10 protein-coding genes are annotated in these 12,264 nt (G+C 57.3%); 3 read left to right on the top strand and 7 right to left on the bottom strand.

Annotation, left to right across the window (positions count from 1 at the left end):
• Window positions 1–16 precede the first annotated feature (16 nt).
• Window positions 17–2,167, top strand: coding sequence for a formate dehydrogenase subunit alpha (gene fdhF, locus ABU190_RS19595; protein WP_071194743.1), 2,151 nt, complete (start codon window positions 17–19; stop codon window positions 2,165–2,167).
• A 6-nt stretch (window positions 2,168–2,173) separates the two neighbouring features.
• Window positions 2,174–4,405, top strand: a complete 2,232-nt coding sequence (gene hypF, locus ABU190_RS19590) for a carbamoyltransferase HypF (RefSeq protein ID WP_354692190.1) — start codon at window positions 2,174–2,176, stop codon at window positions 4,403–4,405.
• 84 nt (window positions 4,406–4,489) lie between these two features.
• Here the strand turns inward: hypF and norW are convergent, their stop codons facing one another.
• Both norW and norV read right to left on the bottom strand, forming a co-directional pair.
• Window positions 4,490–5,623, bottom strand: a complete 1,134-nt coding sequence (gene norW, locus ABU190_RS19585; protein ID WP_354692189.1) for an NADH:flavorubredoxin reductase NorW — start codon at window positions 5,621–5,623, stop codon at window positions 4,490–4,492.
• Window positions 5,620–7,068: an anaerobic nitric oxide reductase flavorubredoxin gene (norV, locus tag ABU190_RS19580; protein ID WP_354692188.1), complete on the bottom strand. Its 1,449-nt coding sequence runs from the start codon at window positions 7,066–7,068 to the stop codon at window positions 5,620–5,622. Before norV ends, norW begins: the two co-directional genes overlap by 4 nt.
• Window positions 7,069–7,247: 179 nt before the next feature.
• Here norV and norR point away from each other — a divergent pair, with 179 nt between their 5' ends.
• Entirely contained in the window at window positions 7,248–8,765 is a 1,518-nt protein-coding gene (norR, locus tag ABU190_RS19575; RefSeq protein WP_354692187.1) for a nitric oxide reductase transcriptional regulator NorR, read from the top strand.
• Here norR and gutQ read toward each other — a convergent pair.
• The 5 genes from gutQ to srlB all read right to left on the bottom strand — a co-directional run bounded on the left by gutQ (window position 8,762) and on the right by srlB (window position 12,257).
• Window positions 8,762–9,724 (bottom strand): arabinose-5-phosphate isomerase GutQ, encoded by a 963-nt coding sequence (gutQ, locus tag ABU190_RS19570; protein WP_354692186.1) that lies wholly within the window; start codon window positions 9,722–9,724, stop codon window positions 8,762–8,764. The two genes, norR and gutQ, sit on opposite strands and share 4 nt — an antisense overlap.
• Window positions 9,717–10,490, bottom strand: a complete 774-nt coding sequence (locus ABU190_RS19565) for a DNA-binding transcriptional repressor (protein ID WP_039077633.1) — start codon at window positions 10,488–10,490, stop codon at window positions 9,717–9,719. Before ABU190_RS19565 ends, gutQ begins: the two co-directional genes overlap by 8 nt.
• A 67-nt stretch (window positions 10,491–10,557) precedes the next feature.
• A complete protein-coding gene (gutM, locus tag ABU190_RS19560) occupies window positions 10,558–10,917 on the bottom strand; it encodes a transcriptional regulator GutM (RefSeq protein WP_039077632.1) in 360 nt (119 codons plus the stop codon).
• Window positions 10,918–11,097: 180 nt separating this feature from the next.
• Window positions 11,098–11,877: a sorbitol-6-phosphate dehydrogenase gene (gene srlD, locus ABU190_RS19555; protein WP_039077631.1), complete on the bottom strand. Its 780-nt coding sequence runs from the start codon at window positions 11,875–11,877 to the stop codon at window positions 11,098–11,100.
• Between the two features lie 17 nt (window positions 11,878–11,894).
• Window positions 11,895–12,257, bottom strand: coding sequence for a PTS glucitol/sorbitol transporter subunit IIA (gene srlB / locus ABU190_RS19550; protein ID WP_354692185.1), 363 nt, complete (start codon window positions 12,255–12,257; stop codon window positions 11,895–11,897).
• Window positions 12,258–12,264 lie beyond the last annotated feature (7 nt).

Here is a 12,264-nt window from a genome sequence, read left to right as displayed (position 1 = left end):
AACAGGTCTGTTACTGATGAAAAAAATTACGAGCGTATGTCCCTATTGCGGCGCTGGCTGCAAACTGAAACTGGTCGTGGATAATGGCAAAATTATCCGTGCCGAAGCGGCGGACGGGGAAACCAACCAGAATGAACTTTGCCTGAAAGGCTACTACGGCTGGGATTTTCTTAACGATACCAAACTGCTGACGCCTCGCCTGACGCAACCGATGATCCGCTATGAGCGCGGCGGTAAACTCACCCCGGTGAGCTGGCAGGAGGCCATTCGCTATACGGCAAAACGGCTCAGTGAAATCAAAGCCAAATTCGGCCCCCGCGCCATTATGACCACCGGTTCATCTCGCGGCACCGGCAATGAGACCAACTACGTGATGCAGAAATTTGCCCGTGGGGTCTTACATACCAATAACGTCGACTGCTGCGCACGTGTTTGTCACGGTCCTTCCGTTGCCGGGTTACAGCAAACCCTGGGCAACGGCGCAATGAGTAACTCCATCGGCGATATCGAAAACTCCCGTTGCCTGCTTGTCTTTGGCTACAACTGTGCCGATTCGCACCCGATTGTGGCAAGAAGGGTGGTCAAAGCAAAACAGAACGGGGCGAAAATTATCGTCTGCGATCCGCGCCGCATCGAAACCGCACGCATTGCCGACCAGCATTTACAGCTCAAAAACGGCTGCAACATGGCGCTGGTGAACGCCTTTGGTTATGTCCTGCTGGAAGAAAAACTCTACGACCAGCGCTACGTCACGAACTTTACCACCGGGCTGGATGCCTATCGGGAAATCGTCAAAGACTATGCGCCGGAAGCGGTTGAACATCTGACGGGCGTTCCGGCACGCCAGGTTCGTGAAGCAATGCGTACTTATGCCGCCGCGCCGACCGCCACCATTATGTGGGGGATGGGCGTTACGCAATTTGGTCAGGCGGTGGACGTGGTAAAAGGGCTTTCGAGCCTGGCGCTGCTGACCGGTAACCTCGGGCGTGAGAACGTCGGCGTCGGCCCGGTCCGTGGGCAGAACAACGTGCAGGGTGCCTGCGACATGGGCGTGATCCCGAACCAGTTTCCTGGCTACCAGGATGTGGTTGATCCGCATGTCCGCGCCAAATTCGCCAAAGCCTGGGGGATCGACCCGGCGGTAATGGATGACAAAGTCGGCGTGCGTATCACCGAGGTGCCGCATCTGGCGCTGGAAGGTAAAGTTAAAGCCTATTACATCATGGGTGAAGATCCGTTGCAGACCGAAGCCGATCTCAGCCTGGTGCGCAAAGGCTTTGAGGCGCTGGATTTTGTGGTCGTACAGGACATCTTTATGACCAAGACCGCAGAACAGGCGGATGTGCTGCTGCCTGCCACCTCCTGGGGCGAGCACGGCGGCGTCTTTACCTGTGCGGATCGCGGGTTCCAGCGTTTCGAAAAAGCCATCGAACCGCAATATGACGTCAAGCGTGACTGGGAAATTATCAGCCTTATCGCTACCGAAATGGGCTACCCGATGCATTACGACAATAACCAGCAAATCTGGGACGAAATGCGCGAACTGTGCCCGCTGTTCTACGGCGTAACCTACGAAAAAATGGGCGATATGGGACACGTTCAGTGGCCGTGCCCGACGCTGGATCATCCGGGAACGCGTTATCTGTATAAAGATAACAAATTCGATACTCCGGATGGGAAAGGCCTGCTGTTCGCCGCGCCATGGCGTGCCCCAGCCGAGGTGCCGGACGCGGACTTCCCGCTGGTGCTCAGCACCGTGCGCGAAGTCGGCCATTACTCCTGTCGCTCAATGACCGGTAACTGTGCGGCGTTGCAAACGCTCGCAGATGAGCCGGGTTTCGTGCAAATAAATCCGCACGATGCCGCACAACTAGGGATTAAAAACCGGCAACTGGTGTGGGTGGAGTCACGCAGGGGGAAAGTCATCAGCCGTGCCGATGTTAATGAACGTGTTAATACTGGCTGCGTGTACATGACTTATCAATGGTGGATTGGCGCGTGTAATGAACTGACGCAGGATAATCTTGATCCCATCTCTAAAACACCGGAAACCAAATATTGCGCGGTGCGGGTGAGTGCGATCAACGATCAGGCCTGGGCCGAGGAGTACACTCAGTCGACCTATCAGCAGATGAAGACACGCTTGCGGCATGCAGCGTTGCAATAAATAACGATGACCCACAACGGCGTTTGTATTCGCGTCTATGGAAAAGTACAAGGGGTGGGCTTCCGCCCCTTTGTCTGGCAACTGGCGCAACAGCTCAATCTCACCGGTGATGTCTGTAATGACGCCCAGGGCGTCGAAGTACGCTTATGGGGCGATGAACGCCGTTTTCTCCCGTTGTTGTATCAGCAATGCCCGCCGCTGGCGCGCATTGACGATACGCTGGTTACGCCCTATCAGTGGCCACAAGCGCCGCTCAGTTTTACTATCCGCGAGAGCGCGGGCGGCACGATGAATACGCAAATTGTGCCCGATGCCGCCACCTGTCCTGCCTGTCTGGCGGAGATGAATGACCCGACAGAACGTCGCTATCGCTATCCATTTATCAACTGTACCCACTGCGGCCCGCGTTTCACCATTATTCACGCCATGCCTTATGACCGCCCCTACACCGTGATGGCGGCATTTCCCCTGTGCCCTGCCTGCGAGGCGGAGTATCGCCATCCGGCTGACCGCCGTTTTCATGCCCAGCCCGTTGCCTGCCCGGCGTGCGGCCCGCAGCTTGAGTGGCGCAGCGGAAAACAGCAGTTGACCGGCGAGGCGGCGCTACAGGCCGCCATTGCGCTGCTCAAATCCGGCGGTATCGTTGCGGTAAAAGGTATCGGCGGTTTTCATCTGGCATGTGACGCACAGCGGCAGACAGCGGTGGAGCATCTGCGCGCCCGTAAGCATCGCCCGGCGAAACCGCTGGCGGTGATGCTCCCCTCAGCAAGCGGGCTGAGCGAGGCGGCCATCCGTTTGCTGACCACGCCCGCGGCGCCCATCGTGCTGGTGGCGAAAACATCGCTGCCCGAGCTGTGCCCGGCTATTGCTCCGGGGCTTGATGAGGTGGGGGTGATGCTGCCCGCCAATCCGTTACAACATCTGTTAGCCCAGGCGTTGCAGCGCCCGCTGGTGATGACGTCCGGCAACCTGAGCGGCAAGCCGCCTGCGCTGACAAATCGCCAGGCGCTTGACGACCTGGCAGAGATAGCGGATGGGTTTCTGTTGCACAACCGCGATATCGTGCAGCGTATGGACGATTCGGTGGTACGCGAGAGCGGCGAGATGTTACGCCGCTCGCGTGGTTATGTGCCGGATGCCGTGCAACTGCCGCCCGGATTTCACCATATCCCGCCCATGTTATGTCTGGGGGCGGATATGAAAAACACCTTCTGCCTGGTGCGGGATGACAGCGCCGTGTTAAGTCAGCATTTCGGTGATTTAACCGATGAAGGGGTAGAGACACAGTGGCGTAACGCCCTGCGTCTGATGCAGACGATTTATGACTTCACCCCACAGCAGGTGGTCGCCGACGCGCACACGGGCTATCGCGCCACCCACTGGGCACAGGAGACGGGGCTTTCGCAGCACACCGTGTTGCACCATCACGCACATATCGCGGCAACGCTTGCAGAGCATGGCTGGCCACGCGACGGGGGAGATGTGATTGCCCTGGCGCTGGACGGTATCGGCATGGGGGAGAACGGGGCGCTGTGGGGGGGCGAATGTCTGCGCGTGAATTATCGCGAGGTTGAGCATTTGGGTGGGTTGCCCGCCGTGGCGCTCCCCGGCGGGGATCTGGCGGCAACCCAGCCGTGGCGCAACCTGCTGGCACAGATGCTGGCGTTTGTCCCTGACTGGCAGAATTTCCCGGAAACCGCCGTGCTGCAACGGCAGAACTGGCCTGTGCTGGCGCGGGCCATGGCGCGCAATATCAACGCGCCGCTGGCGTCATCGACCGGGCGGCTGTTTGATGCCATCGCCTGTGCGCTGGACTGCGCGCCGCTGCAGTTAAGTTATGAGGGGGAGGCGGCCTGCCGACTGGAAGCGCTGGCGATGGGCGGCGCGGATGTTACGCATCCGGTCACGCTGCCGCTTGATGGCGAGCAGCTTGATTTAGCCACCTTCTGGCAACAATGGCTGGCGTGGCAGGCTCCGGCCGCGCAGCGCGCCTGGGCCTTTCACGATGCGCTGGCGTGCGGGCTGGCGCAGCTTGCCCGTAAGCAGGCGGATGCGCGGCAGATTACTACGCTCGCCTTTGGCGGCGGCGTGTTGCATAACCGTCTGCTGAAAGCCCGTTTGTCGCATTATCTTGCGGATTATACGTTGCTCTTCCCGCAGCGTTTTCCCGTAGGCGATGGCGCAATTGCGTTGGGGCAGGGGGTTATCGCCGCCGCGCGGTGTCTGGCGCAGGGGTGAGGCATCGTCCCCGGTGGTGCCCCGCTAACCGGGGCTACGGGCCGGTGTGATTGCACATGCCGGGGCACGACCGTTGCCCTGCTCTCAAACGGGCAACGTTTTCAACAACGCGAACGCTTCCTTCATACGATCTTCGCTCACGACAAAAGCGCACAACTGCCCTTCATCGTTCAGGCCGCGGGCGACCATACCCTGAGCTTCGGTGGTGATATGCCAGTTCAAATCGCGGCGCGCGGTCTCGCCTGCCAGATGCAACGGCATCTCCGGCGTTTTGACCTTCACCAGCATGGCAGGCAGCTTAAGCGGCACAGCCACGCCAGACAGATTTTTCGCCAGATACATGGCGCTAAGCTGAATCGGCTGCAGGAACGGCAGCAGCTTACCGTCAATCTCCGCACAGTCGCCGAGCGCATAAATATCCGGATTGCTGGTTTGCAGATAACTGTTCACACAAACCCCATGATTCACCGTCAGCCCGGCGCTCCGGGCCAGCCCGGTTTCTGCGCGCAGCCCGGTCGCGGCAATCACCGCATCTACTTCTATACCGCGCTGCCTGTCCAGCGTGGCGCAGATGCCAGTTTCTGTTTTCTCAAGCGCCATAAGCTGTGATTTCAACAGCAGATGCACGCCCATCCCGGTCAGTCGATGCTGCAGACGGCTACTCACTTCTGGCGGCATCAGCGAAGAGAGAATACTGGCTTCGCTATCCACCAGCGTCACCGCTTTCCCCGCGCGACAAAAATCCATCGCCAGTTCGCTGCCAATCAATCCGCCGCCGATAATCAGCACCCGCTGCGCGTCACGCAGTTGCGCTTCACAGGCCTGGTACTCCTGCTGGCTATTAAGGGTAAGCATCAGTTCGCTGCCCGCGACGGGCGGAACAAACGCACGGGCCCCGGTTGCCAGCACCAGCTTGTCGTACTGCCACTGTTGATCTGCGCTTTTGATGACTTTCGCCTCTGCATCCAGCGCCGTCACACGCGTGTGGGGAAACAGGCGCAGGTTGAACTGCTCAGCGAAATCCCCCGCCGACTGGCGGGTGAGATCTCTGGCGCGCTGCCCAAGGCTGATGACATGGCTCAGATCCGGCTTGTTGTACTCATCCATACTGTCGCTGGCAATCAGCGTCAGCGGTGTGCTGCTGTCGGTCTTGCGGATGTTTTTTACCAGTTGGCGGGCGGCAAAGCCCGACCCGATAATCACAATACCTGCGCTCATACTGCCTCCGTTGCCAGCACATCGAAGACCTCTTTGCCAAGCGAACATTCAGGGCAAAGAAAATTATCCGGCACATCACACCAGGCGGTTCCTGGCGCGACATCCTGCATGGGTTCGCCTTTTGCCGGATCGTAAACCCACTGGCAAACGCTGCACTGCATAGACGGGCCTGAATCAGCGGCGGCTTTCGCGGCACAGGCGCAGGCGGACGCCTCAACCGGTGTAGTGTTAAGCGGTGTAGGTAGCGGAGCGAGCGCCCACTGGCGGGCAATGTCCCGGCCGTGTTGACGGCAGAGTTCCAGCGCATCGATATCCGGACGCCATTTGGCTTTCAGGCTCAGCGACATCTCAAAGCCCGCATCCTGTAATCGGGTGGACAGACGATCCACCGCGCCGCCGCTCCAGCCGTGGGAGCCGAAAGCGCTGGCACGTTTGTTACGAAAACGCAGGCCGGTTATCTCTTCGACCAGGCCCGCAATTTTCGGCATCATCACGTTGTTCATGGTGGACGTGCCGACCAGCACACCTTTGGAGCGGAAGACGTTGGTCAGAATGTCGTTTTTGTCGCTGCGGGAGACGTTGAAAATTTTCACCGCCACGTTCGGGTCAACTTCATTGATGCCCTGAGCAATCGCGTCCGCCATCATGCGGGTGTTGTTCGACATGGTGTCGTAGAAAATGGTGATACGGTCTTCCTGATAATCCGCGGCCCATTTCAGGTACAGCTCAACGATCTGCGTCGGATTTTCGCGCCATACCACACCGTGGGAAGTGGCAATCATCTCTACCGGCAAGTTGAAGCCAAGGATCTCGGTGATTTTTGGCGTCACCAGACGGCTGAACGGCGTGAGGATGTTGGCGTAGTATCGCTGGCACTGCTCGAACAGTTCGGTCTGGTCCACTTCGTCGTTGAACAGGCGCTCATCACAGTAGTGCTGGCCGAAGGCGTCGTTACTGAACAGCACGGCATCGCCGGTCATATAGGTCATCATGCTATCCGGCCAGTGCAACATCGGCGTTTCGACGAAGATAAGCTGTTTGCCGTTGCCGATATCCAGTGCGTCGCCGGTTTTCACGGTGTGGAAATTCCACTCCGGGTGGTGGTGGTGACCGTTAATGGAGTCGATGGCATTGGTGGTGCAATAAATCGGGGTGTCCGGAATCCAGGACATCAGTTCGGTGAGTGCGCCCACGTGGTCTTCTTCCGCGTGGTTAATAATGATGTAGTCAATCGCGTTGAGGTCGATCTCCGCGCGCAGGTTCTGCACAAACTCGCGACTGAATTTATGATCGACGGTATCAATCAGTACGTTTTTGCCTTCACGGATGAGGTAGCTGTTGTAGCTGCTGCCGCGCAGCGTTTTGTATTCGGTACCGTGGAAATCACGAACTTCCCAGTCACGTTGCCCAACCCAATGAATGTTATTTTTTACGTGAATAGCCATTTTACTTACCTGTTCTGTATTAAATAAGATGTGATAGCTATTTCAAGATGCGTGCCAGTTTTTATTTTATTGATTTTTATAAATTTATTTTTATTTAACCCCTGATGGGTAGTCAAAAAGACTATGAAAAAGACTGTCATTATGACAACCTGTATTGTCAAAATGACTGCGAGGCGACGATGAGTTTTTCCGTGAACGTGCTGGCGGGTATCGCCATTGAATTACAGAGCGGCATAGGCCATGCCGACCGTTTTCAGCGCCTGATGACCACCCTGCGTCAGGTGCTGGAGTGTGACGCTTCAGCGCTGCTGCGCTATGAGGCACGGCAATTTATCCCGCTGGCGATTGATGGCCTGGCCCAGGATGTGCTGGGGCGGCGCTTTACGCTGGAAGGGCACCCGCGGCTGGAGGCGATTGCCCGCGCCGGGGATGTGGTGCGCTTCCCTGCCGACAGCGCATTGCCGGACCCCTATGACGGGCTGATCCCCGGACAGGAGAGCCTGAAAGTCCACGCCTGTGTGGGCCTGCCGCTGTTTGCCGGGCAAAGCCTGATTGGCGCGCTCACTCTGGATGGCATGGCGCCGGATCAGTTCGATAGCTTTAGCGATGAAGAACTGCGTCTGATTGCGGCGCTGGCGGCAGGGGCGCTCAACAATGCTTTGCTGATTGAAAAGCTCGAAAGCCAGAACATGGCGCCCGGCCTGCCGACAACCTTTGAACAGGTCGCGCATACCGAAATGATCGGTCTTTCGGAGGGTATGGCGCAGCTTAAAAAAGAGATAGAGATTGTCGCCGGTTCCGATTTGAACGTGCTGATAAGCGGTGAAACCGGCACCGGTAAGGAGCTGGTGGCAAAAGCTATCCACGAAAACTCGCCCCGCGCGGCAGATGCCCTGGTCTATCTGAATTGCGCCGCACTGCCGGAAAGCGTGGCGGAAAGCGAGCTGTTTGGCCATGTGAAAGGGGCGTTTACCGGGGCCATCAGCAACCGTAGCGGCAAGTTTGAAATGGCCGATAAAGGCACGCTGTTTCTGGATGAGATTGGCGAGTTGTCGCTGGCGCTGCAGGCCAAGCTGCTGCGAGTATTGCAATACGGCGATATTCAGCGTGTCGGGGATGATCGCAGCCTGCGGGTGGATGTACGCGTGCTGGCCGCTACCAACCGCGATCTGCGCGAAGAGGTACTGGCCGGGCGTTTTCGCGCTGACCTGTTTCACCGCCTGAGCGTCTTTCCGCTGGTTGTCCCGCCGCTGCGTGAACGCGGTGAGGATGTGGTGTTACTGGCGGGGTATTTTTGCGAGCAGTGCCGTCTGCGCCTTGGCCTTGGTCGTGTCGTCCTTAGCCCCGGTGCGCGGGCGCATCTGCTGGCGTACCGTTGGCCGGGAAATGTGCGTGAGCTGGAACATGCTATTCACCGTGCGATTGTGCTGGCGCGCGGTACGCGAAGCGGGGATGACATCGTACTGGAAACGCGCCATTTTGCGCTGAGCGATGAGCCGGAACAGAGTGTTGTCACTGCGCAGACATTGCCCGTGGAGAGACAAAATTTGCGCGAAGCGACCGATAATTTTCAGCGTACCGCCATTCGCCAGGCGCTGGAACAAAGCCAGCATAACTGGGCAGCCAGTGCGCGGCTGCTGGAGATGGACGTCGCCAACCTGCATCGGCTGGCGAAACGTCTGGGATTGAAGGATTAAATAATTCCGGCCTGATAAAAGGCCTGCAGGTTAATCGCGCCAACCAGTTTACCGCTGTCATCCACCACCGGAGCCGCGGAGATTTTGCGTTTCATTAGCACCTCTTTGGCATCGATAGCGCGGCTCCCGGCGTTAAGGGTGATGCCCCCTTTTGTCATTGCGTCACTGATGTTCGCATCCAGCGCGCCGCCTGCAACCAGCCAGCGTCGCAGGTCGCCATCAGAGAAGATACCCAGAATATCCTCCGCGTCACCGCAGACGGCCACCATCCCCATCCCTGTGTGGCTAAGTTCCAGCATCGCGTCCATTACCGTGGCGTCAATGCGTACATGGGGGACATCTTCTTTACGCATCAGATGATGGACCTTGTTGAGCAGACGCGCACCCAGCGCCCCTGCCGGGTGTGAACGGGCAAAATCTTCCTCGTTAAAGCCGCGCGCCTGCATAACGGCCATCGCCAGCGCGTCACCGAGCATCAATGTATTGACGGTGCTGGAGGTAGGGGCCAGCAACATTGGGCAGGCTTCACGTTCAACGGAAATATCCAGCACTGCGTCTGCCGCCAGCGCCAGCGGCGACAAAGATTTGCCGGTCATGGCCAGCACGGTCACCGACCGTTCCTTTAACTGCGGCAGGATCAGATCCAGCTCTTTAGCCGATCCGGAATAGGAGATAAAGAGCAGCACATCGCGGCTTTCAATCATCCCTAAATCGCCGTGCAGGGCTTCTGCCGCATGGACAAAGAAGGCAGGGGTGCCAGTGCTGGCGAGGGTGGCGGCAATCTTTTTGCCAATATGCCCGGATTTACCAATCCCCGAGACAATCACTTTGCCCCGGCAATGAATAATGGCATCAGCGGCGCGTAAAAACGCCTCGCCCAGACGCTCCGGCAGGCGGCTGGCTTCTTGCAACTCTAGCAGCAGTGTCTGACGTGCGGTGTTCAGTAAAAGCTCACTCATTTTTTTCTCCGGCTACGATCACTTCGATCCCTTTCTCTTCCAGTGCGGCGCGAAAATCTGCCGGGATCCCGGCATCGGTAATTAATTTATCGACGCTTTCCAGGCTGCACACAATGTTCGGGCTTTTGCGGCCAAATTTGGACGAATCCGCCATCAGGATCACTTCCCGTGCCGCGTTGCACATGGCTTTACTGACGGTGAAAACTTCATTGAAGGTGGTGACCCCTGCATTCAAATCGATGCCGTCGGTACCCATAAACAGTTTGTCGAAGCTGAAATGCTCGAAGGCGTTTTCCGCCAGTTGCCCATGAAAGGAGGCGGATTTTTTACGAAAGGTCCCGCCCGGCATCAGGATGGTTTGCTCGTTATCGAGTTCGGATAGGGCATTGACGATATGCAGGCTGTTGGTCATCACGGTGATGTTATTGAAATGGCTCAGTAAAGGAACCATTTGCAGCACGGTGCTGCCCGCGTCGAGAATGATGGAATCGCCATCCTGAATAAAGCCCACGGCGGTTTCGGCAATCAGCCCTTTTTGCAGGGTGTTGATGAGGGTCTTATGGTCGATCGGAGGATCGGCTTCGTCTTTATTGAGCACGACACCGCCATAGGTGCGGATGACCGCGCCGGAGTGTTCCAGCACCACTAAATCTTTCCGTATGGTGGTGCCCGTGGTGTCGAAGTGTGCTGCCAGCTCTTCAACAGAACATTTTCCCTGCTTTTGCAGATGCTCAAGAATGGCTGCCTGCCGCTGACGTGGTTTCATGGGCGCTTTTATCCTGCGTTAAGTTGCAAAATGATAATTTCGCAAGCTCATTGCGTTCACAACGAAATTATCCATGTTTCAATTTAAGCGCCAATAATAGAGCATTCTGACAGCCCGGATCATGGGGAAAGATCACATCAGGCTCTAATTCCTCACGTTTCATGCCGAGCAGGGCGTCGATTTTTGCGGGTCTGGCAAAAACGGTGAGTCCGCGCATGAGCAACGTATCGGTGACGCGGTCTTGTTTATCGAAGGCAACCGCAAGGATAACGCGTGGTTTGAAACGCCCGCCAGAGCGCCCGACGCCAACGCGCCCTTGTTGGCAGAGCGCATCAAAGGCGCGGTTAAACTGGCGAATCTGCCAGCCGCCCAGTGCCAGTTGGCTGAGCCAGGCGATGACAGCTACGGTGATGAGTGCAGAAACCATCATGTCTCCTTTTCCCGGATGGCGGCGCGAGCGCCTTATCCGGGTTACGTTTTATGTGCCGGGTGGTGCCCGGTTTCCTCTCTCTCCCTGTGGGAGAGGCTACGGTTTGGTAGCCCCGGTAAGCGTAGCGCCACCGGGGGATACCCTCAGGAACGGGCGGAGGGCATCAGGCCATCCGGTTCAGAACATCACCTGCCCGCCGGTAATATTGATTGATTGCCCGGTACAGTAAGAGGCCTTCGTGCTTGCGTAAAACAGCAGCACATCCAGCACATCCTGATAATCACAGCCACGTTTAAGCGGAACCTTATCAATGTAATGCTGCTCTACCTGATCGGCGGCAATCCCCAGTTTGCTGGCATATTGCGGGATCAGGGACTGGAACATCGGTGATTTCAGCAGGTTGCCCAGCATCAACGAATGAACCGTAATCCCATATTCCGCGAGATCCAGCGCCAGGGATTGTGTCAGGCCCACGCCGCCAAACTTCGCCGCGCTATAGCCCGAGTTGTGCTTACTGCCCACCTTGCCGGACTTCGAGTTGATCTGAATAATCCGCCCCTTAATCCCGTCGCGAATCATCAGCCGTGAAAACTCACGGGCACACAGGAAATAACCCACCAGATTGACCTGCAATGAGCGGTCAAAATCCCCGAGCTGCACATCGCTGATAAACGCCGCTTTGGCAATTCCCGCGCTATAGACCAGCAAATCCGTGCGGCCAAAAATCTCATCAACGCCACGGGCGAGCGCCAGTACGCTCTGCTCGCTGGTGGCATCAGCGCCAAAACCGTAGGCCATGCCTTCACCGAACTCCGCGTTAATTTCGTGTGCCACGGTTGCGGCTTTATCACTTTGAATATCCACTACCGCCACGCGATAGCCCTCTGCGGCCAGCCCACGGCTGAGGAACGCCCCGAGTGTTTGTCCCCCACCAATGACAACGGCAACCTGTTTCATACTTTTCTCCTTACGACTTAAGCGACAAATTTCAGTGTGCAACCAGGATTAATGCTTTCCGGCACGTCACCTGCGACGTGTACCGTGCCGGGATATTCCGCCTGCGTCTGTCCATCGAAGCGCAGGGTAATATGGCCAAGCTCGCGCAGATTCAGCTCTGCCACCTCACCGACGGCGGTAACCGGATACTGCTTACCGCCCAGCTCGAAGCGGGCGCCAGGCGTAAGATGTCCGCAAAAGTCGCCATGACAGTGGATAAAACAAAACTCAGCCACATCGGCGGGCGCGCCTTCCCGGAAGGTAATCAACATCCGGTCGCTAAGCGCGTCGCGTGCGCAGTCGCCAATCTGAGTAATGGTGGTTTGATAAATCACGCTCATGAGCAAC

The sequence above is a fragment of the Phytobacter sp. RSE-02 genome (assembly GCF_040578655.1).
In the GTDB taxonomy this organism is placed as follows: domain Bacteria; phylum Pseudomonadota; class Gammaproteobacteria; order Enterobacterales; family Enterobacteriaceae; genus Phytobacter; species Phytobacter diazotrophicus.
The sequence above is the reverse complement of the archived record's forward strand: the minus strand, read 5'-3'. Positions and strand labels throughout refer to the sequence as shown.